The organism is Janthinobacterium lyxosi, assembly GCF_051380665.1.
GTDB lineage: Bacteria > Pseudomonadota > Gammaproteobacteria > Burkholderiales > Burkholderiaceae_D > Janthinobacterium.
The window spans coordinates 12,840-29,038 of the sequence record NZ_JBNYXM010000044.1; the positions used below are offsets into that span (position 1 = coordinate 12,840).

At 60.2% G+C, this 16,199-nt stretch carries 29 protein-coding genes and 1 tRNA gene; 29 read left to right on the forward strand and 1 reads right to left on the reverse strand.

Annotation, left to right across the window (positions count from 1 at the left end):
* The first annotated feature begins 2 nt into the window (after positions 1 to 2).
* The 17 genes from ACQ4WP_RS26945 (at position 3) to ACQ4WP_RS27025 (ending at position 7,475) form a co-directional block, all read left to right on the forward strand.
* A complete protein-coding gene (locus ACQ4WP_RS26945; protein WP_436526082.1) occupies positions 3 to 476 on the forward strand; it encodes a Ref family recombination enhancement nuclease in 474 nt (157 codons plus the stop codon).
* 10 nt (positions 477 to 486) lie between these two features.
* A complete protein-coding gene (locus ACQ4WP_RS26950; RefSeq protein ID WP_436526030.1) occupies positions 487 to 891 on the forward strand; it encodes a hypothetical protein in 405 nt (134 codons plus the stop codon).
* Positions 892 to 903: 12 nt separating this feature from the next.
* Complete coding sequence (locus ACQ4WP_RS26955; RefSeq protein WP_436526032.1) at positions 904 to 1,131, forward strand: hypothetical protein; 228 nt, start codon at positions 904 to 906, stop codon at positions 1,129 to 1,131.
* 103 nt (positions 1,132 to 1,234) lie between these two features.
* The gene (locus ACQ4WP_RS26960) at positions 1,235 to 1,705 is read left to right on the forward strand and encodes an SAM-dependent methyltransferase (RefSeq protein WP_436526084.1); all 471 of its coding nucleotides are present in this window, start codon (positions 1,235 to 1,237) and stop codon (positions 1,703 to 1,705) included.
* Positions 1,702 to 2,127 carry a hypothetical protein gene (locus ACQ4WP_RS26965; protein ID WP_436526034.1) on the forward strand — a complete coding sequence of 142 codons (426 nt, stop codon included), beginning with the start codon at positions 1,702 to 1,704 and terminating at the stop codon, positions 2,125 to 2,127. The genes ACQ4WP_RS26960 and ACQ4WP_RS26965 overlap by 4 nt, the downstream gene beginning before the upstream one ends.
* Positions 2,120 to 2,569: a GIY-YIG nuclease family protein gene (locus ACQ4WP_RS26970; RefSeq protein ID WP_436526036.1), complete on the forward strand. Its 450-nt coding sequence runs from the start codon at positions 2,120 to 2,122 to the stop codon at positions 2,567 to 2,569. The genes ACQ4WP_RS26965 and ACQ4WP_RS26970 overlap by 8 nt, the downstream gene beginning before the upstream one ends.
* Positions 2,570 to 2,601: 32 nt before the next feature.
* The gene (locus ACQ4WP_RS26975; RefSeq protein WP_436526038.1) at positions 2,602 to 3,393 is read left to right on the forward strand and encodes a hypothetical protein; all 792 of its coding nucleotides are present in this window, start codon (positions 2,602 to 2,604) and stop codon (positions 3,391 to 3,393) included.
* Positions 3,380 to 4,129: a hypothetical protein gene (locus ACQ4WP_RS26980; protein ID WP_436526040.1), complete on the forward strand. Its 750-nt coding sequence runs from the start codon at positions 3,380 to 3,382 to the stop codon at positions 4,127 to 4,129. The genes ACQ4WP_RS26975 and ACQ4WP_RS26980 overlap by 14 nt, the downstream gene beginning before the upstream one ends.
* 5 nt (positions 4,130 to 4,134) lie before the next feature.
* Positions 4,135 to 4,800, forward strand: coding sequence for an endonuclease domain-containing protein (locus ACQ4WP_RS26985; RefSeq protein ID WP_436526042.1), 666 nt, complete (start codon positions 4,135 to 4,137; stop codon positions 4,798 to 4,800).
* Entirely contained in the window at positions 4,797 to 5,021 is a 225-nt protein-coding gene (locus ACQ4WP_RS26990; RefSeq protein WP_436526044.1) for a hypothetical protein, read from the forward strand. The genes ACQ4WP_RS26985 and ACQ4WP_RS26990 overlap by 4 nt, the downstream gene beginning before the upstream one ends.
* Before the next feature lie 64 nt (positions 5,022 to 5,085).
* On the forward strand, positions 5,086 to 5,442 hold the full coding sequence (locus ACQ4WP_RS26995; protein ID WP_436526046.1) for a hypothetical protein: 357 nt from the start codon (positions 5,086 to 5,088) through the stop codon (positions 5,440 to 5,442).
* A complete protein-coding gene (locus ACQ4WP_RS27000; RefSeq protein ID WP_436526048.1) occupies positions 5,439 to 5,801 on the forward strand; it encodes a RusA family crossover junction endodeoxyribonuclease in 363 nt (120 codons plus the stop codon). The genes ACQ4WP_RS26995 and ACQ4WP_RS27000 overlap by 4 nt, the downstream gene beginning before the upstream one ends.
* Positions 5,798 to 6,199, forward strand: a complete 402-nt coding sequence (locus tag ACQ4WP_RS27005; RefSeq protein WP_436526050.1) for a hypothetical protein — start codon at positions 5,798 to 5,800, stop codon at positions 6,197 to 6,199. The genes ACQ4WP_RS27000 and ACQ4WP_RS27005 overlap by 4 nt, the downstream gene beginning before the upstream one ends.
* The gene (locus ACQ4WP_RS27010; protein ID WP_436526052.1) at positions 6,196 to 6,378 is read left to right on the forward strand and encodes a hypothetical protein; all 183 of its coding nucleotides are present in this window, start codon (positions 6,196 to 6,198) and stop codon (positions 6,376 to 6,378) included. The genes ACQ4WP_RS27005 and ACQ4WP_RS27010 overlap by 4 nt, the downstream gene beginning before the upstream one ends.
* A complete protein-coding gene (locus tag ACQ4WP_RS27015) occupies positions 6,366 to 6,809 on the forward strand; it encodes a hypothetical protein (RefSeq protein WP_436526054.1) in 444 nt (147 codons plus the stop codon). The genes ACQ4WP_RS27010 and ACQ4WP_RS27015 overlap by 13 nt, the downstream gene beginning before the upstream one ends.
* A 127-nt stretch (positions 6,810 to 6,936) precedes the next feature.
* On the forward strand, positions 6,937 to 7,113 hold the full coding sequence (locus ACQ4WP_RS27020) for a hypothetical protein (RefSeq protein WP_436526056.1): 177 nt from the start codon (positions 6,937 to 6,939) through the stop codon (positions 7,111 to 7,113).
* Positions 7,114 to 7,401: 288 nt separating this feature from the next.
* Positions 7,402 to 7,475, forward strand: a tRNA-Gly gene (locus ACQ4WP_RS27025).
* 40 nt (positions 7,476 to 7,515) lie between these two features.
* On the opposite strand, the gene ACQ4WP_RS27030 is transcribed toward ACQ4WP_RS27025, so the two are convergent.
* Positions 7,516 to 7,794: a hypothetical protein gene (locus ACQ4WP_RS27030; RefSeq protein WP_436526058.1), complete on the reverse strand. Its 279-nt coding sequence runs from the start codon at positions 7,792 to 7,794 to the stop codon at positions 7,516 to 7,518.
* A gap of 206 nt (positions 7,795 to 8,000) precedes the next feature.
* Here ACQ4WP_RS27030 and ACQ4WP_RS27035 point away from each other — a divergent pair, with 206 nt between their 5' ends.
* From ACQ4WP_RS27035 to ACQ4WP_RS27090, 12 genes are all read left to right on the forward strand, one after another.
* The gene (locus tag ACQ4WP_RS27035) at positions 8,001 to 8,198 is read left to right on the forward strand and encodes a hypothetical protein (protein WP_436526060.1); all 198 of its coding nucleotides are present in this window, start codon (positions 8,001 to 8,003) and stop codon (positions 8,196 to 8,198) included.
* 112 nt (positions 8,199 to 8,310) lie between these two features.
* Complete coding sequence (locus ACQ4WP_RS27040; protein WP_436526062.1) at positions 8,311 to 8,703, forward strand: HNH endonuclease signature motif containing protein; 393 nt, start codon at positions 8,311 to 8,313, stop codon at positions 8,701 to 8,703.
* 160 nt (positions 8,704 to 8,863) lie between these two features.
* Positions 8,864 to 9,334 (forward strand): terminase small subunit, encoded by a 471-nt coding sequence (locus ACQ4WP_RS27045; protein WP_436526064.1) that lies wholly within the window; start codon positions 8,864 to 8,866, stop codon positions 9,332 to 9,334.
* The gene (locus ACQ4WP_RS27050; protein ID WP_436526066.1) at positions 9,331 to 11,007 is read left to right on the forward strand and encodes a terminase large subunit; all 1,677 of its coding nucleotides are present in this window, start codon (positions 9,331 to 9,333) and stop codon (positions 11,005 to 11,007) included. The genes ACQ4WP_RS27045 and ACQ4WP_RS27050 overlap by 4 nt, the downstream gene beginning before the upstream one ends.
* The gene (locus ACQ4WP_RS27055) at positions 11,007 to 11,177 is read left to right on the forward strand and encodes a hypothetical protein (RefSeq protein WP_436526068.1); all 171 of its coding nucleotides are present in this window, start codon (positions 11,007 to 11,009) and stop codon (positions 11,175 to 11,177) included. The genes ACQ4WP_RS27050 and ACQ4WP_RS27055 overlap by 1 nt, the downstream gene beginning before the upstream one ends.
* Complete coding sequence (locus ACQ4WP_RS27060; RefSeq protein WP_436526069.1) at positions 11,177 to 12,409, forward strand: phage portal protein; 1,233 nt, start codon at positions 11,177 to 11,179, stop codon at positions 12,407 to 12,409. The genes ACQ4WP_RS27055 and ACQ4WP_RS27060 overlap by 1 nt, the downstream gene beginning before the upstream one ends.
* 7 nt (positions 12,410 to 12,416) lie before the next feature.
* Positions 12,417 to 13,433: a head maturation protease, ClpP-related gene (locus ACQ4WP_RS27065; RefSeq protein ID WP_436526071.1), complete on the forward strand. Its 1,017-nt coding sequence runs from the start codon at positions 12,417 to 12,419 to the stop codon at positions 13,431 to 13,433.
* Between the two features lie 9 nt (positions 13,434 to 13,442).
* Positions 13,443 to 14,669, forward strand: a complete 1,227-nt coding sequence (locus ACQ4WP_RS27070) for a phage major capsid protein (RefSeq protein ID WP_436526073.1) — start codon at positions 13,443 to 13,445, stop codon at positions 14,667 to 14,669.
* A gap of 52 nt (positions 14,670 to 14,721) precedes the next feature.
* On the forward strand, positions 14,722 to 15,114 hold the full coding sequence (locus ACQ4WP_RS27075; RefSeq protein WP_436526075.1) for a hypothetical protein: 393 nt from the start codon (positions 14,722 to 14,724) through the stop codon (positions 15,112 to 15,114).
* Positions 15,115 to 15,168: 54 nt separating this feature from the next.
* Positions 15,169 to 15,408, forward strand: coding sequence for a hypothetical protein (locus ACQ4WP_RS27080; RefSeq protein ID WP_436526077.1), 240 nt, complete (start codon positions 15,169 to 15,171; stop codon positions 15,406 to 15,408).
* A 44-nt stretch (positions 15,409 to 15,452) separates the two neighbouring features.
* Positions 15,453 to 15,770 (forward strand): hypothetical protein, encoded by a 318-nt coding sequence (locus ACQ4WP_RS27085; RefSeq protein WP_436526078.1) that lies wholly within the window; start codon positions 15,453 to 15,455, stop codon positions 15,768 to 15,770.
* A 1-nt stretch (position 15,771) separates the two neighbouring features.
* On the forward strand, positions 15,772 to 16,199 hold a 428-nt coding region (locus ACQ4WP_RS27090), incomplete at its 3' end, for a hypothetical protein (protein ID WP_436526080.1).

Consider the following 16,199-nt stretch of genomic DNA (forward strand, 5'->3'; position numbering starts at 1 on the left):
CGATGATGCGCCGCAGTCAAATTAAGCCCGGCAAGCCCCTGGCGCACACACCATTCAAGCGCACCTCGCCCATGCCAAGCACAGGCATGTTGTCTCTGTATTCACATCAGCGCACGGCGCCAGCCAAGAAGGCAAAAGCAAAGCCGGCGCAGCGTAGTCGTGCCACCAACGCCGAGCGTGCCCACATGGCTCGTGTCGCTGCGCTTGGCTGCTGCCTGTGCGCGCACCTGAACTATGGCCACACGGCCGCCGAGGTGCATCACGTCCGCGCGCGGCACGGCTGGGGCCGCTCCGGACACCTGAACACGATTCCGCTTTGCCCGCAGCACCATCGAGGCCAGCCTGGTGGCGTGCACGACATGGGGCGCCAGCAGTTCACGGCGCACTACGGCATCAGCGAAATTGAACTACTCGAAAAAGTCGCGCAGTTGCTATTGCCTGCTGCCGCGCCCACCGACAAATTCAACGATCAATAGGAAACTCATCATGACCGCATTTTGTGTTTTTGGCATCAGTAAATCCCTCTGCAAAAAATCGGCAGAGAAAAAGCAGGAGACGTTCGAAATGGTTGATGGCGAAGGTCTATTCCTGGGTAAGCGCGTGCGTCGCAACATCTCCATCCAAGAATGGGCCGCTAGGCGCGACGCACTGGCCGCCACGATGTTCGCCGAAACCGAGCGCCGCACGCAGATCTCGCCAAAGTTCGACGCGCCACAGTTCGCAAACGACTGGATCAATTCAGCGCGGTCCGAAGTGCGCGACTGCATCGTGATGGCGCGCGGCGAAAAATTTGACAAGCACGGCGGGTCGATCATTAAGGGGGGGGCGCCAGTTATGACCTGGGTGGAATACGACCCGGCCAAGGCTGCCGAGTTCGGGCCGCTTAAATAGCGCCAAGCCGCCATGACAAGCATTATTTATGGGCAGACAGGCCCGGCAATCGATCCCAATGCGCTGACGTTCACCGCGCGGCCTGGCAAGAAATGCACGCGCTGCCTGTTCGCCGACCAGAGCAACGCTGTCTGCGACGTGGCGCTTGCGCGCGCCGAGGTGCGCGGCCTTCCGCACTGCGAAGCTGGATTTATCTATATCGCGGTCGCCGATGGCGCCGGGCAGATTGAATTAATTTAGAGGAATTGAAGAATATATGAGTGCATTTAAGAGCGAATCAGGGGTTGAAAATGCAAATCCCATCGGAAGGCCAATTCTTGATGCATGCTGCGGAAGCCGCATGATGTGGTTCGACAAAGCGGATCCTCGCGCGCTGTTCGGCGACCAGCGCAGCGAAACGCTGGTGGTGACCGACCGCACGCACCACGAAGACGGCACGCGCACGCTGCGCATTGAGCCTGATACGCTGATGGACTTCCGCGCCATGCCGTTTGATGACAACGTGTTCAAGTTGGTGGCATTCGACCCGCCACACCTTGAGCGCGCCGGCCCAAAAAGCTGGCTGGCGGCGAAATACGGGAAACTGTCGGCTGACTGGCGCGCCGACTTGGCCGCCGGCTTCGCTGAATGCTTCCGCGTGCTGGAGCCGCATGGCGTTCTGGCGTTCAAGTGGAGCGAAACTCAAGTGAAGCTGAAAGGAGTTTTGGCGCTCACGCCGCACCAGCCGCTATTCGGGCAAGTGTCGGGTCGTAGCGGCATGACGCACTGGCTCGTATTTATGAAGCCCGCCAATGCCGCCGAGGCCCAGCCATGACGCCGACACATCCAATGACCGTGCGCCGCACCGCGGCCATCACCGCAGCCCTGCGCGATCAGGCGCTGACTATCCGCGACTTGGCCGCCCGGGTATTTCTCGAATATGAGCAAACGCGCCGCTACGTGGCGCACCTGCATGCCGATGGCACGGTGCACATCGCGCGCTGGACCGTGCAGACGGCCGGGCGCGAAACCAGGCTTGCGGTCTACAAGCTGGGCGCAGGTCGTGATGCGCCGCGTCCAGCGCGACTTACGGGCACGCAACGCCAAGCAAATCATATCTTGCGCATCCGGGACGATGCCGACCTGTACGACCGCCACAAGGCCCGCAGCAGGGCGCGCAAGCTCAAGCCTGCGCGCGATCCGATGGTGTCGGCGCTGTTCGGCGCTGCACGCGTGCAGGAGGTAGCCCATGGCTAATGAATATGGCTTCGTCTATGTATTGGCGAACGAGTCTATGCCGAGCATCTACAAAATCGGCTTCACCCTAAATCATCCGAAGGCGCGCATGGAGCAACTATCGAGCGCCACAGCATGCCCAACACCATTCGAAATGGTTGCATGTTTCGGGGTTGCATCTCCGCGCGAGGTCGAGGCTGAAATTCACCAGCGTCTCATTCGGTACAGAGTTAATGCGGCGAGAGAGTTTTTCCGCGTTGACCCTCGTCGGCTGCTCGATGTTATTCGGGGATTCGCAGATGGCATAGACGACTTACTCAATACGTATGGGCTTGAGGAGGATTGCGATGAGGTGGATCAGGCATCGCTTGAGTGGATAAAAAGCCAGAAGGTTGCCTATTTTTTTGAACAATGCGCCGATCCGATTGAGTGGCCGGCAAACGCACCGGAGATACCCTTCTGATGGCCATACCGTGGGTAAGACTCTGGGCTGATATGCCCAACGATCCTAAGTGGCGCACTATCGCGCGCGCTTCCGGACAAAAAATAGGCGATGTGATTGCGACCTATCTGCACATGATGACGCTGGCATCGAACGCAACCGAACGCGGGCGAACGCAGGGCTTCAAAGACGAGGACATAGCTACTGCGCTCGACTTGGATGCCTTGCAGGTCACGGCGATTCGCGATGCGATGCAGGGCCGCGTTTTGGACGGCGATCACCTGACGGGATGGGAAAAACGCCAGCCGATACGCGAAGACGGCTCTGCGGAACGCGGGAAGCAACATCGAGAGACGGAAAGGCTAAAAAAAGAGGTTGAATCCCTGAAAAATGAACTCACAGAGGCTACATCGAACGCAACCGAACGCAGCCAAACGCAACCGAACGCTAGAGAAGATAAGACTAGAGAAGATAAAGAGAAGAAAGAACCAAAGTCAAAAGCAGAGGCCGCACGCGCTTCGCGCTTGCCCGCCGACTGGCGACCGGACGACGCCGATATCGCTTTTTGCAAGACCGAGCGGCCAGACCTTCGGCCGTCGGTCGTCGCGAGTACGTTTTTTGATTACTGGATCGCCCTGCCTGGCGCGAAGGGCCGCAAGGTTGACTGGTCGGCAACTTGGCGCAACTGGGTGCGCAACGAGAAGTTGCAACCGGCGCCGCGTGCATCGCCAGGTCATCCGTTTGACCTGGTCGCCACCCAGCGCGCAGCCAACGACGAGGCAAAACGACGGCTGGGCATTCTGGCCAACGACAACAGCGAAAGGATTATCGATGCACGCGAATGACTACGACGACTTCGCCCAACTGCTGGACGATGCCTATGACCTGATCGGCGTCGGCGCGAACAAGGCCATCAGCGGCGGTGCCAAGAGCATGTTTTTCGCCGCCATGGCGCCTTACTCGCTGGCAACTGTCCGGGCAGCGCTTGGCGCGCACTGCGTCGACAAAGTGCGCGGACGATTCACCCCGAAGCCGGCCGACATCATCGAGCAGATCGAGGCATCCGCCCTGAACGATGGCCGGCCCGGCGCCGAAGAGGCCTGGGCCATCGCGCTGACCAGTCGCGACGAATCGGACACTGTGGTCTGGACTGCTGAATGCGCCGAAGCATTCGCCTTGGCTGGCCCGATCTTGGCGCTGGGCGATGAGGTGGGCGCGCGGATGGCGTTCAAGGAGGCCTACATCCGAATCGTGGCGCAGGCGCGGGCAGAGCGGCGTCCGGCCACCTGGTCGGCATCGATGGGGTGGGATCAGGCCAAGCGTGCGGCGGTACTGGGGCGCGCGGCAACGGCTGGCCTACTGCCTGCGCCCATGGTTCAGGCACTACTGCCCGCGCCGGTCGAAGTCGCGCCAGCCGACGACAAGGCGCGCGCCCAGCTGACCGAGATCAAGCGGATGCTGGCTGCCAGCGCAGGGCGGAAGGAGCAGGCTCGCCTTGATGCCCACCAACAGCAGGTACTTGCTGACGAGCAGTGGAAGCGCGACACGAGCGATCGTGTCCGGCGCTACATGGGGGGGTAGTGGCAATGAGCGACTTCAATAAATTCCTCGCTATCCGCGATGCGTACGCATGGATTATTCCAGAGTGGATGGCGGAATACGCATCCACCGGACGGATGGCTCACGATCCATATTTTCACGAATGGGAATTCTCTCCCATCGAAAGCAACGTGTGGGGTGATATTCGCGGCTTGGGTTTGCCGTTTTACCCGCAGGTCCCGGCGCTGAATTATTTTCTCGACTTCGCCAATCCGTTTCTGAAAATCGGCATCGAATGTGATGGCAAAGCATGGCATGACAGCGAAAAGGATCGGGTGCGGGATTCGCATCTGGCAGATGCTGGCTGGATGATCTTCCGCTTAGAAGGGCATGAGTGCATGCGTGAAGTGGATATAAATGGCGATGAGGGTGATGGTGATGATGGCGTCTCACTGGACGATGTCCGGCGGTATTTCATGAGCACATCCGAAGGTGTTCTGGCGGCGATCAGGGAGCGCTATTTTGGCGGACGCAGCCAGCGCAGTCGCGATCAGTTTTTTGTCGACGCGACACTTTTTGAGCATATGTCGACACCAGAGACATTCCCGGTGCGCCGAGAAGAAGTTCATCGTGGTCCGATTTCGTTCGGCGACATGATGCCGGAATACATCGAGGTCTTGAGGCGCAGACTTGATCATGGGCGCGCAGCATGACTTGCGAATGGTGCGCCACCAACGCCGGCCGAACTCACGCCGACCGGAAGTGCTGCCAACTGCGCCGCCTGGCCATGTCGCCACGGCACGCGCAGGCCGCCCATGCCGAATCGCTGACGAAAGAGGAGCGCGATGAGCTTCGACCGCGCCTGAAAGCGGAAATCGCACGTTTGAAAGAACTGCGGATGGCGCTGCGGATTGACCAGGCAGGGCGCCAGTAAACGAACGCGGGCGCTTGGCTACATGCCATGCACCCATCAGAAAAAACGGCTTAAAAGGCTTTAAATGAAAAATCAAGAAAACAAAATTGCAGCAAACAAACGCCTGGCGGAGCTGCTGGGCTGGTCCAACCTGATCGAAGTGGCCGGCGCCCTGATCGGCACGCCGCCGGCCGGCGCGGCCGAAAGCCGTGGCCAAGCGATGGTGCCGGACTGGGCCGGCGACTGGGCGGTGATCGGGCCGCTAGCCACCCAGCACCAGGTCGACGTGTTGCACAACTGGGGTAGCGTGCACGGTCGCTGGGGCGCCGGGCCGAATTGCGCAGTGAGGGTGGCGGTTGACGACATCGCAAGCAAACGCGATGCGGCCACGCGCATGGCGCTGACGCTTGCCGTGATCGCCAAGCTGGAGGATGGTCAGTGATCGCCGTCACCTTGCCCTGGCCGAGCGCCAAGCTCAACCCGAACCGCAGCAAGGGGCTGCACTGGGGCGCCACGTCGGCGCTGCGCAAGCAGGCGCGCGACGGTGCCGCACTGCTGACGAGGGGCGCGATGCAGGGCCAGGCGGTCAACGCCGGCGCCATCGCCCTGACCATCACGTTCATCCAGCCCGACCGCCGTGCGCGCGACCGCGACAACCTGCTGGCGGCGCTGAAACCGTCGCTGGACGGCGTCGCCGATGCGCTGGGCGTCAACGATACCCGGTTCGACCCGGTCACGCTGCGGCGCGAGTACGGCGTCAAGCCGGGCGCGGTGCGCATCGAGATCGGCGGTCCGGCATGAGCGCGCGCCCATCATTCTCGCCACTCGATCTAATCGCCATGAAGCAAAAGGTCGGCCAGGCCGACGCCGACACCATCGCGCTGCCGTTACTCGCCCACCTGGACGGCGCCAAGCGCGGGCGAGGCTCGGTCGGCTGCCATCAATTCCTGACGCTGCACCTGATTATCGCGGTGGCGATAGCAAGTCAGATCGGCGCCCGCAAGTTCTACGACCAGGGTGTGGCCGCATATGCCGCGCTGGAAAAATCGGCAGCCAGGCCGACCAAGGAGCTTGACCTGACAACAGGCGAGTACAAGGTGATCCGGGCGGCGCTTGCGTCTTACCTGTACGCTCTTCCGCAACGTGAAATCGCGGCGATGCACAAGGCGTCGCAGCACGCTGCGCGGGTGATGGCATGAGCAAGGACGAAGACGCAAGCCGTGTGAAGCGGGCCCAGTTGATCCGAGAAATTAACGAAAACATGGTAGCGGAGGTCGAGCTCCAGCGTGCGCTGGCGAAGCTCACGCGCATTAAGTTCGATGCGCTGATGGCGTCCGGGTTCACTGAATTTCAGGCGCTACATCTGTGCAAATCATGAAAAAAATAGCCGATGTCCGCAAGGCAATTTTTAGGCTATGTGTGGTAGCATGGTCGAAGCTTAAAACGAAAGAGGGTATTATGGCCGCGATGAATGAAATTTCCATGATGGTCGAAGCCCCTGAGCGGAAGACGCCATACACCATGGTGATAGACATTTGGGCGCGGTGGATTGCGTTGCGCGATGAGCCGCACTCCGGCGGCGATATTCACCCACAGGACAGCAAAGACTTCATGAAGGCCGGCGAGGCGGCGGAGTTGATGATTAATGACCTGCCTCGCGTGAATTGGTGGGCTATGCGCAAAAGCCAGGGTATCGCCACCGTGTGGATATTCCCAAATCATTCGCTGCTTGATGCGGTCGCCGAGGCGGAGGAAATTTTAACGCCAAAAATGCGAAATCATATTGCCACGCGGCGATTTTTCAATTAGGATGCGTCATTAGATTTGATTTTTGAGTCTAAATTTACCACCAGTCAGATAGTCCGGGGTAAATATAGAGCCTGCCACCATTCGGTCGCGGGCTTTTTTGCATTGCGCGCTCACTTTGCAGGCGACCATGGCAACAGCCGAATTCCTTCTTCGCCTTCGCCGGCGCCGCACGCCGCAGGAAATGACTGCCATCATCGCAGATGTGGTGCCGCCCGATCCTCCCACGCATCAGGATCTGATCGACCAGCTCGACATTGATGTCGTGCGCCAGTTCCAGCGCATGCTCGACGTCGATGCTGATTAGTATTGCCCAGAATTTGCACGGCCGGATGCGAGCGTGATCACGCCGCCGCAGGCCTGAAAAGGAGGCGCACCATGAAGTAGTGAAGAATCCAACCCTGGCGCCGAACGGCGCAAATGTGAAGGCGACTTACCGCGCATTTGGCCATCGGCGCAGCGGGTAGTTTGGCACTGGCGAGGCCTTAGCGCATCAATCAGCCATACATCACGAGCAGGATAAGCACTACCCAGCCGACGCGCGTTGTAACCGCGGCTATTCGGCGCCGGACGCTGTAACCGGCAACCAGATTTCGCGGGCGTAGCTCAATGGCAGAGCTGAAGCCTTCCAAGCTTTCCACGCGGGTGCGATTCCCGCCGCCAGCTCCAGATGAATTGAAAGGCTTCCTCCTTGCTTGCGCAGGTTTTTCTATTGCAAGAAATCTTCCATTGCAATGTGGCCACCGAATAAGCTTAACGACATCAGCCAGTCCGTGATCTGATAGGTCGTGATAAAAAGATATGACGGGGTCGCAAAAGTAATTTTCCTGAACGGTGCAATAGTACGACCGTCGCCTTTGTCCGTGGTGACATCGAGTTGTTCGCACAACACAACAGCTTGAGTGCCGATTAACAGCAAGAGATCCCGTAGCTGACTGTCGGTTGCAGCAACATAAATTCTAAAGCGCCTGCACGCAGTTTTGCCCATCGGTCTCATTGGGTGTGCTGTCAAAAAGTTAATTATGGATTGAATATTACACTCTTCCGTATGTCGCCGCGCTCTACAGAGCCGGTCGAGTCATATGGCGGCGTAAAAAGCCACCGCCCGCTCCAGATATCCTTGCCCGGCATGCCGGGTTTCGCCGCCGGCCGCATCACTGCGCTGGCGGCTTTCTTATTTGAGGTACGCAAATCATGAACATCATTACCCCAGCAACCTTAGTGAATCCAGGCGCGTTCGAGTACCAAGCAAACGGCAAGATCGTACGCGTCTTCGACACCAACGGCACCGGGGAGCTTCTGCCTATCGAATACAAGCAGCACGCAGATGATAACAAGTTTGCATTGCAATTCCAGCCATTCGGCACGGTCTATGCGGAAGTGGTGCGCTAAATGTTCAACTTCGATATCGGTCGCATGATCGTGGGCATCGCCCTGATGGGCGCTGTGCTCGGTGGCGCCATCGTCGCGCTCATGCTGCCGGCGCTGGTGTTACTGCCGTTTGATGGCTAATCTGCACAACCTCAAGCCTCGCATCACCGCTGCACCCGCACGTATCGCCACGATGACACCTGGTGCATGGCGCTCCGACAAGACCAGCAGCACGGCACGAGGCTATGGCTACAAGTGGCAACAAGCCCGCGCCGCTTACCTGGTCAAGCATCCGTTCTGTGTGTACTGCCTGCGTGATGCGGGCATTCCGCTATCAGATGACGCTACAGCGGTTGGGCTGGCGTGTATGGGCAAGGGCATAGGCCTGCCGATGGCCACAGTGGTCGATCACGTAATCGCGCATCGAGGCGACATGAAGGTGTTTTGGGATTCGGCCAACTGGCAAAGTTTATGCGCCCCACACCATAGCCGCGACAAGCAGCGCGAAGAAGCATTGGGTATGTAAGGCGGTCAGGCTCCCGGTCGAGGCGCCATGAAGCCGCGGTCAGGCCGCAGGCGCATCACCGAAGCGATAGGGAGGGGCGGGGTAAATCTCTGGAGCCTTTGCCGCTCTAGACCGCATGTACCCCATTCGCAGATTTTATTTCCCCTTGAGGACTATGTTAATGGCTTTAACAGGCAAAAAGCGGGTGTTCGCCGATGCCGTTTTGGCCGGCCGCTCCAATAAGGAAGCTGCAATCGAGGCTGGCTACAGCGCAGCTACGGCATCAGCGGCAGGATCGCGTCTTGTTAAAGAGTTGCCAGTAGCTGCGTACATCGCGGGTCGCAAATCAGCCCATGCCGCCGCACCAGGTGCAGCGACGAAATTGCCGGCACCGTCATCGGGTGATGAAGACATAGACCCGCTGAACGGCGCGCACTACGTTGACCCAAAAGACTTCTTGGGCGCCGCAATGAATGCGCCGGAACTGGACATGCGTCAACGCATCGATTGCGCCAAGGCGCTGATGCCCTTCGAGCACCAGAAGTTGGGTGAGGGCGGGAAAAAGGGCGAGAAGCAGGCGGCCGCGAAGACGGCGGCGAAAGGGAAATTCTCCCCAGCCGCTCCGCCAAAGTTGGTAGTGAGCAATAAATGATGACGCCAGAGTGGTCGACAGCATGCCCCGATTGGGCTGACCGCCTAAAGTCTGGACGCTCGATCATTCCGCCGCCAATCTTCCCGGAAGAAGCAGCGGCTGGGCTGGCCGTGCTGCGTGAGCTGCGCATCGTCGATGCGCCAGGATCCCCGATGATCGGTGACGCCTGCGCGCAGTGGGTCTTCGACCTGGCCGCATCCATCTTCGGCGCCTATGACTCCCGTGAGGGGTCGGAGACGGAGGGGCGCCGACTGATAACGGAATGGTTTGTGCTGGTCCCGAAAAAGAATTCGAAATCGACAGTTGCCGCAGCGATCATGTTGACCGCGCTTATCCGCAACTGGCGCGAGTCGGCCGAGTTCACGATCCTGGCGCCGACGCTGGAGGTGGCGAACAACAGCTTCGCACCGGCCCGCGACATGGTGCGCAAGGATGAGGCGCTGGAAGACCTGATGCAGGTTCAGACGCACGTCAAGACGATCACCAGCCGTCAGAACAACGGCACGCTGAAAGTGTCGGCCGCCGATTCGAACACGGTCAGCGGCAAGAAGTCGGTTGGCACGCTGATCGAGGAGCTCTGGCTGTTCGGCAAGCAGGCCAACGCCGAAAACATGCTGCGCGAGGCGACTGGTGGGCTGGCTTCGAGGCCAGAGGGCTTTGTGATCTACATCACCACGCAAAGCGATGACCCACCCGCTGGCGTGTTCTTGCAAAAGCTGCAGTATGCGCGCGACGTCCGTGACGGCGTGATCATCGACAAGCAGTTCGTGCCGATCATCTACGAGTACCCGGACGACATTATCAAGTCGGGGCAGGACCGAAACCCGACCAACTTCGGCATGGTCAACCCGAACATCAACTACTCGGTCGACCGCGACTTCCTCGAACGCGAGATGCGCAAGGCGGAAGTGGAGGGCGAGCACTCGGTGCGCGGCTTCCTCGCAAAACACCTGAACGTCGAGATCGGGCTGATGCTGCGGTCGAACCGCTGGGCCGGCGCGAATCATTGGGAAGCCCAGGCGCTACCGGCGCTGTCGTTGGAAGAACTGATTGAGCGATGCGAGGTGATCGACCTCGGAATCGACGGCGGCGGCCTGGACGACTTGCTGGGCTTCGCGGCCGTGGGCCGCTGCAAGACGACGCGCCAATGGTTCGCCTGGACGCACGCCTGGGCTCACCCCTCAGTGCTTGAGCTGCGCAAATCAGAGGCGGCCCGCTTGAATGATTTCAAGGATGACGGCGACCTGACGCTGGTCGAGAAGATCGGCGACGACGTGACCGAGCTGGTCGCCTTCGCCGCGCAGGTTTGGATGTCGGGCAAGCTCGACAAGATCGGCGTCGATCCTGCCGGGCTGGGAACGATCCTCGACATGCTGGAGATGGAAGGGATTCCCGCAGAACTGGTGATCGGGATCCCGCAGGGCTGGAAAATGAATGGCGCGATCAAAACCGCCGAGCGCAAGCTGGCCGGTGGTGAGCTCTGGCACGGCGGCCAGCGCCTTATGAACTGGTGTGTCGGCAACGCGAAGGTGGTCGCAGTCGGCAATGCTGTCACGATCACCAAGCAGACCAGCGGCTCGGCAAAAATCGATCCCCTAGCCGCCTTATTCAATGCTGTGACGCTGCTGGGCCTCAACCCGACCGCTGTCGGAAAATCATTCTGGGAATCCTGATGAAAAAGTTTATTGCTGCGATCCCCGATCTGATGATCATTGCCGGCGGCGCTGCTGTCGCGTTCGGTGCTGGGCTGCTGCATCCTGCTGCGGGCTTTATCGCCGGCGGAGTCATGTCCATCGCGTTCGGCGTCCTGGCGGCGAAAGCAAAAACCCCGGCGGTAGAATAATGTCCTTTTTCATTCCCGCCACAGCTCGCCGGAACCAAGTGTTCGATGAGCCGTTCTGGAAAGAGATTGGCAGCTGGCTGCCGTCCGCATCCGGTAAAGCGGTCACCATGCGCACGGCGATCCAGGTTGCTACCGTGTTCGCCTGCCTGCGCGTGATCGGCAACGGGATGGCTCAGGTTCCATTCAAGCTCAAGCGCGAAAGTCCCGACGGCAAAAGCCGCGCACCGGCGAAATCGCACTCGCTCTACAAACTGCTCTCGCTGAAGCCGAATAGTTGGCAGACTTCGTTTGAATTCCGCCAGATGCTGTCGTGGCACGTGGAACTTTGCGGCAACGCGTACGTGTTCAAGAGCCGCAGCTCATCCGGGAAATACCTGGAGCTTATCCCGTTCGCGCCTGGGCAAGTTGTGACGCGCCGAGATGCGGACATGCGCTTGCACTATGACGCAATCGGCTTCGATGGAACAAGCCGCACGTTCACCCAGGATCAAATCTGGCACTTGCGCGGGCCGACGCTCGACGGATTCCAAGGGCTCGACGTCATCTCCCTTGCTCGCGATGCAATCGGTTTGGCGATGGCCACCGAGGAGGCCGTCGCAAACCTGCACAAGAACGGCATTCGCAACTCAGGCATCTATTCTGTCGAAGGGACGCTCAATAAGGAGCAGTACGACGACCTGAGCGGCTGGGTCAACAAGCAGTTTGCCGGCATGCAAAACGCCGGCAAGCCGATGATCCTCGACCGCGCCGCAAAGTTCCTCAACACGTCGATGACCAGCATCGACGCCCAGACTTCGGAAACCCGGAATAAACAGATCGAACAAATTTGCTCCTTCTTCGGTGTCCTGCCGATCAAGGTCGGCTTCGCAGACAAAACTGCAACCTTCGCGAGCGCTGAGGAATTCAACCGCGCGCACCGCGAGGATTGCCTGGCACCGCGGTGGGAGGCATTCGAGCAGTCGGCAATGATCAACCTCTTGACGGAAGAGGAGATTGCCCTGGGCTATTACATGGACTTCACCGAGGAAGGCTTGCTGCGAGGCTCCGCCAAGGACACGAAGGACATCATTCTCGGCTACGTCAACGGCGGTCTGCTGACCACGAACGAGGGGCGCGCCCTGCTTGACCGAAACCCGGACGCTGACCCCACCAGCGACAAGCTGCGAGTGCCCGCCAACATCGTCGGCGATCCAGCCAAAGCGCCACCAGCTCTCGCCGCAAAACAGGAGTAACACCCCCATGTCAACACAAACTATGCAGCCGCGCGCCGCAGGCCGAGTCCTGTCCGCCGCAAACGAATCGAGCATCCGCGAAGCTCGCGACCTGATCGACGCGGTGCTGTCGAAGCTGGCGCAAGACGAGCCAGAGGAAAGCGCTCACGCTGGCCGGGCAAACCGTATGGCTTTGAAGCCCGGGCGCGTGCGCGTCAATGCAGACGCAACCGAAGGCGCTGAGGTCATGATCTACGGCGACATCGGCTACGGCTGGTACGACGAAGGCATCACTGGCGAATCGATCAGCCGCGAGATCGCCGCGATCGACGCCGACGAGATCAACGTCCGCATTAACAGCGGTGGCGGCCTAGTCTTCGAGGGCCTGGCCATCTACAACGCCCTGGCCCGCCACAACGCCAAGATCATCATGCACGTCGACAGCATCGCCGCATCGATCGCCAGCGTGATCCTGATGGCTGGCGACGAGATCCGCATCTCTGAGGGCGCGCAGATCATGATCCACAAGCCATGGTCGGGCCTGTATGGCGATGCCAACGCGCTGCGGAAAGAAGCTGAAATCCTCGACAAGCTCGAAGGCGGCATCATCGATATCTACGCCGCCCGTACTGATGCCAAGCGCGCCGACCTCGAAACGTGGGTTGGCGCCGAAACCTGGTTCACGGGCCAGGAGGCCGTCGATGCCGGCTTCGCCGACTCGATGACGCCAGCCAAAAAGAAGGTCAAGGCCGCCAGCTCCGCGCTGTTCAGTTCGTTCAAGAACGCGCCGAAAGCCCTGCTGGCAACCACTGACGCCCCAGAAATTCGCGAGTTCGAAATCTTTCTCCGAGACGGAGAAGGACTGTCGAACGCGCAAGCAAAGCGCATTGCCGCCCAGGCAGCGCGCGGGCTGGATCGCGACGATCCGCTCACCCCGCAAGTCAAGCCCCTCCGCGATGTTGGCGGCGAGTCTGCGGATGCAGCAAAAAGCGAGATTGCAAGTCGGCTCGCGAAAAGCATCGCTCAGTTCACCTCCACCATTTAAGGAACAACCATGGCTGATAAAGACCCAGTAGTAGAAGTAATGACCGCGTTCGAGGAATTCAAGAAAACCAACGACGCCAACCTGAAGCAGCGCCACGAGGCCCACGACGCCAAACTGGACAAGATCACCGCCACCCTCGACAAATACGAGGCCGGCAACCAACAGATCACCCTGATCGAAAAGCAGAATAAGGCGATGCAAGAGCAGCTGGACAGCATCGAAACGATCGCCAACCGTTCCGGCCTCGGCGGTGCAGCAGATCCGCAAGCCAAGGCCGCCCAGGAATATCTGGCCGCCTTCGACCGCGTGATGCGCCGCCAGGCTGGCGACCGCGATCCGGCCGACATGGAAGTCATCAACAAGCGCAAGGCTGCGCTGGTCAAGGGTGACGACGCCAGCGCCGGCTACCTGCTGGCGCCGCCGGAGATGCAGAAGGAGATCATCAAGAACATCATCGAGATGACCCCGATGCGCTCGCTGGCGACCGTCCGCTCGATCGGCGTCGGCAGCTGGAAGGCACCGCGCAAAACCGGCAACGGCTCGGCGTCCCGCATCGGTGAAACCCAGAAGCGCACCAACACCGGCGATCCGACGTACGGCATGCTGGAAATCCACGCGCCGGAAATGTTCGCGCGCCTGGAAGTCTCCCAGCAAATGTTGGAGGATTCCGATTACGACCTGGCCGCCGAGCTGCGCGAGGACGCGACCGACCAGTTCTCCGTCCGCGAAGGTTCGGAGTACGTCTCCGGCCTCGGTGGATCGAGCCAGGCCGAGGGCATCCTGGTCAACGCGTTCATCAATCAGATCGTCAGCGGCGACGCCTCGAAAATCACCGCCGACGGCCTGCTGAACGTCTATCACGGCCTGAAAACCGCCTATGCCCGCAACGGCGTATGGGCCATGAACCGCGCCACGCTGGGCGAGATCCGCAAGCTTAAGGACACGACCAATCAATACCTGTGGTCGCCTGGCATCGCCGGCAATGTGCCGAACACCATCGCTGGCGCGCCGTACGTGGAAATGTCGGACATGCCGAACATCGCCGCGAACTCGTTCCCGGTCGCCTTCGCCGACTGGAAAAAGCTGTACGTGATCATCGACCGCGTCGGCATCTCGTTCCAGCCGGACTACATGACCGGCGCCGACGATGGCCTGGTCATCTTCCGCGCGCGCAAGCGTACCGGCGGCGGCGTGCGCCAGGCGGAAGCCGGCCTGAAGCTGAAAATCTCGGTCTAAGTATCGATTCCCGGCTTCGGCCGGGACTTCCAACTCAAATAAGGAAATCGACATGCGCGATCTCAAATCGAATATCAAAATTGTCCAGTCCCTGGTTCCGATCAGCCGCACCGCTGCGGGCAATGGCCTGGGCGTCGACACGACCGGCTTCAACGCAGTGCTCGTCTCGTTCACCGGCGGCGCCATCGGCGGCACCGCCACGCCGACATTCACGTTCGGGGTGCAGGAAAGCGCCGATAACACCACGTTCACCGCCGTCTCCGATGCTGATCTGCGCGGCGTCGAGCCGGTCGTCATCGCTGCTGGCGCCAATGCAACCGTGAGCTATATCGGCTACAAGCGCTATGTCCGCGCGATCCTGAAGACTGTAGCAGGCACGTCGCCGACGCTCGATTGCGCCGCCACAGTGATCCTGGGCAATCCAACCGTCGCTCCGACCGTGTAACTGGGGCTTCAACCACGGGCCTGTCTCGGCAGGCCCGGTTATCTTAAGGTCACCATGAACATCACCATGCTCAGCACGCAGCAGGGCTCCGAAGATGGCATTCGGATTCAGGAATACACCGAAGGCGCCGAGTACTCACTGGGCACCACCCTTGGCCAGATCGATCTTGCGCAGGCATTCGTCGCTGCTGGCATGGCTGTCGAGCAGGATACTGGTGACGTCGATGCCGATGCTGATGCAAGCGCCGACGCCGCACAGCCAGCTACCACCAAAAAGCCCAAAGCACCGAAATAACATCAATCGGTCGGCAGAAAATAAACCAGTTTCCAGAGGTACTTATGACAGCGAATGCAATTGTCGAGCCGCGCATCCTTTTGGACGCCGTAAAAAACGTAACCACTGGCGCCGTAACGTCCCAGATTCGGGCCAAGAAGACGTTTGAGGCTGACGTCGCCGGCGTCGGCGCGGTCAGTGCGACCGTTGTATTCGAAGGCAGCAACGCCGGGCGCCACTGGGAGGCGCTGGGCACGCTGACGCTCGCCGGCACCAACTCCGCATCGGGCGCATTGTTCCATGATGGCCCGTGGGCGGCGGTACGCGCGACGGTGACCGATATTTCCCTCGGCGCGACCGTCACCGCGGCCATGGGGTTCTGATATGGGCGGCAAAATCAACATGCAAACTGGCTCCACGCTGTCCTCGGTCGGAACGGGTACCGCAGCGCTGCGCCAGACGCCGGTAACGATCAGCGCCAACAAGCAAGCCACCATCATTCTTCAGGAGGGCGATGCGCTGACCGTAAAGGGCGCCGCCACCACGGCAGGCACCGTGCGGCGCTTGGACGCGGCGGACGCCGTGCTGCAATCGTGGACTGTCGGCGCTGTCGCGCGAACGCCCATCGGGCCGTATGCCGGTGAGCAGCGTTTTCTGGTGACTTGTTCGGCGGGGAGTGTGAGCGTTGAGAGCCAGGTCGCCGACCTGACTGCAGTGCGGCAGGCCACCGATGTTGGCGGGTTCAATGGCTCGCGCGGGCCGCTGCAGGTCGGTGAGGTCAAGCTGCTTCCTTCGGGGCAGCCGACCGGCAT

Bases quoted from the DNA above. Each gene is read 5' to 3' on its own strand.
- ACQ4WP_RS26945 (WP_436526082.1), top strand. From the start codon at position 3: ATGATGCGCCGCAGTCAAATTAAGCCCGGCAAGCCCCTGGCGCACACA.
- ACQ4WP_RS27060 (WP_436526069.1), top strand. From the start codon at position 11,177: ATGTCCTTTTTCATTCCCGCCACAGCTCGCCGGAACCAAGTGTTCGAT.
- ACQ4WP_RS27055 (WP_436526068.1), top strand. From the start codon at position 11,007: ATGAAAAAGTTTATTGCTGCGATCCCCGATCTGATGATCATTGCCGGC.
- ACQ4WP_RS26965 (WP_436526034.1), top strand. From the start codon at position 1,702: ATGACGCCGACACATCCAATGACCGTGCGCCGCACCGCGGCCATCACC.
- ACQ4WP_RS26970 (WP_436526036.1), top strand. From the start codon at position 2,120: ATGGCTAATGAATATGGCTTCGTCTATGTATTGGCGAACGAGTCTATG.
- ACQ4WP_RS27005 (WP_436526050.1), top strand. From the start codon at position 5,798: ATGAGCGCGCGCCCATCATTCTCGCCACTCGATCTAATCGCCATGAAG.
- ACQ4WP_RS26990 (WP_436526044.1), top strand. From the start codon at position 4,797: ATGACTTGCGAATGGTGCGCCACCAACGCCGGCCGAACTCACGCCGAC.
- ACQ4WP_RS27070 (WP_436526073.1), top strand. From the start codon at position 13,443: ATGGCTGATAAAGACCCAGTAGTAGAAGTAATGACCGCGTTCGAGGAA.
- ACQ4WP_RS27075 (WP_436526075.1), top strand. From the start codon at position 14,722: ATGCGCGATCTCAAATCGAATATCAAAATTGTCCAGTCCCTGGTTCCG.
- ACQ4WP_RS26995 (WP_436526046.1), top strand. From the start codon at position 5,086: ATGAAAAATCAAGAAAACAAAATTGCAGCAAACAAACGCCTGGCGGAG.
- ACQ4WP_RS27045 (WP_436526064.1), top strand. From the start codon at position 8,864: ATGGCTTTAACAGGCAAAAAGCGGGTGTTCGCCGATGCCGTTTTGGCC.
- ACQ4WP_RS27080 (WP_436526077.1), top strand. From the start codon at position 15,169: ATGAACATCACCATGCTCAGCACGCAGCAGGGCTCCGAAGATGGCATT.
- ACQ4WP_RS26950 (WP_436526030.1), top strand. From the start codon at position 487: ATGACCGCATTTTGTGTTTTTGGCATCAGTAAATCCCTCTGCAAAAAA.
- ACQ4WP_RS26980 (WP_436526040.1), top strand. From the start codon at position 3,380: ATGCACGCGAATGACTACGACGACTTCGCCCAACTGCTGGACGATGCC.
- ACQ4WP_RS27010 (WP_436526052.1), top strand. From the start codon at position 6,196: ATGAGCAAGGACGAAGACGCAAGCCGTGTGAAGCGGGCCCAGTTGATC.
- ACQ4WP_RS27035 (WP_436526060.1), top strand. From the start codon at position 8,001: ATGAACATCATTACCCCAGCAACCTTAGTGAATCCAGGCGCGTTCGAG.
- ACQ4WP_RS26975 (WP_436526038.1), top strand. From the start codon at position 2,602: ATGCCCAACGATCCTAAGTGGCGCACTATCGCGCGCGCTTCCGGACAA.
- ACQ4WP_RS26985 (WP_436526042.1), top strand. From the start codon at position 4,135: ATGAGCGACTTCAATAAATTCCTCGCTATCCGCGATGCGTACGCATGG.
- ACQ4WP_RS27030 (WP_436526058.1), bottom strand. From the start codon at position 7,794: ATGGGCAAAACTGCGTGCAGGCGCTTTAGAATTTATGTTGCTGCAACC.
- ACQ4WP_RS27020 (WP_436526056.1), top strand. From the start codon at position 6,937: ATGGCAACAGCCGAATTCCTTCTTCGCCTTCGCCGGCGCCGCACGCCG.
- ACQ4WP_RS27065 (WP_436526071.1), top strand. From the start codon at position 12,417: ATGTCAACACAAACTATGCAGCCGCGCGCCGCAGGCCGAGTCCTGTCC.
- ACQ4WP_RS26955 (WP_436526032.1), top strand. From the start codon at position 904: ATGACAAGCATTATTTATGGGCAGACAGGCCCGGCAATCGATCCCAAT.
- ACQ4WP_RS27050 (WP_436526066.1), top strand. From the start codon at position 9,331: ATGATGACGCCAGAGTGGTCGACAGCATGCCCCGATTGGGCTGACCGC.
- ACQ4WP_RS27040 (WP_436526062.1), top strand. From the start codon at position 8,311: ATGGCTAATCTGCACAACCTCAAGCCTCGCATCACCGCTGCACCCGCA.
- ACQ4WP_RS26960 (WP_436526084.1), top strand. From the start codon at position 1,235: ATGTGGTTCGACAAAGCGGATCCTCGCGCGCTGTTCGGCGACCAGCGC.
- ACQ4WP_RS27085 (WP_436526078.1), top strand. From the start codon at position 15,453: ATGACAGCGAATGCAATTGTCGAGCCGCGCATCCTTTTGGACGCCGTA.